This window comes from Ruminococcus sp. AF17-12, from assembly GCF_003479245.1.
Lineage (GTDB): Bacteria > Bacillota > Clostridia > Lachnospirales > Lachnospiraceae > Blautia_A > Blautia_A fusiformis.
The window spans coordinates 1-569 of record NZ_QUGY01000031.1; positions in this window are offsets into that span (position 1 = coordinate 1).

Genomic DNA, 569 nt, shown 5'->3' on the forward strand with positions numbered 1-569 from the left:
TGTCAATCACTTTTTTAAGTTTTTTCAAACATTTTTGAGTTAAGATTTTGTTGTCGTTTCGTTGACGACTTGGATACTTTATCATATCTTCTGTCTTTTGTCAACTGTAAATTTCATTTTTCTGAAATTCTTTTTAATTGTTTATTTTTTGAAAACAATTATTTGCGACAGCTCAGTTATAATACCACTGGGAGTTATGCTTGTCAACCATAAATTTCAATTTTTTTAGATTTTCCTGGAAGTTTATTTTTATAGGACAATTTCTTTTCTGCTATCATTCATCTATTATGCTATTATCTTCCTGTTTATTATTTTATATGTGTTGTTTTTTAATAAGACTCTTCGCTGTATGGCGCGCTATGCCGGTCGCATTTTCAATGCGGTAAGTGCGAGGGAAGGCGATCTCAGAGTTCCGTAGCCCGAACGCCCTCCCTCGCGCTCCCACCCCGTTGGGCACGGAAGGAGTTCTGCGTTGTTGTGTGTGCTGCGTTGTTGACTTTTGTCTGTATGCTGCGGTACTCAGAATGGAACGTTGTGCCGATCTGGTTTCTGTATTCTTCGGTACTTAT